Raw genomic sequence first — 256 nt, forward strand, 5'->3', positions numbered from 1 at the left:
CTCAGGCCTTCAAGGCCTCCATCGCCGCCAGCAGCCGGGCCGTCGTCTTGGGGTTCTTCATCCCCATCCGGCCGACTTTCTCGATCAGTTTCTCCAGCAGCAGGTCGTTCCGCCGCTCGGTCGCGAATTCGCGGGCCTCGCGGAGCGTGTCGAACTCGGCCGCGTCGTCGTCGTACCGCACGACGAAGACGCCCTCTTCCTTCGTGATCACCGCGTCGCCGACGGTCAGGGTCTTGGTCGTCATCTCGTCGCTCCT

1 protein-coding gene is annotated in these 256 nt (G+C 65.6%); it reads right to left on the minus strand.

The annotated features are described in order from the left end of the window. Position 1: 1 nt before the first annotated feature. A partial coding sequence (locus tag G6O68_RS32245) for a hypothetical protein (RefSeq protein WP_206108315.1) occupies positions 2–256 on the minus strand: 255 nt, incomplete at its 5' end.

The organism is Paludisphaera soli (genome assembly GCF_011064595.1).
In the GTDB taxonomy this organism is placed as follows: Bacteria; Planctomycetota; Planctomycetia; order Isosphaerales; family Isosphaeraceae; genus Paludisphaera; species Paludisphaera soli.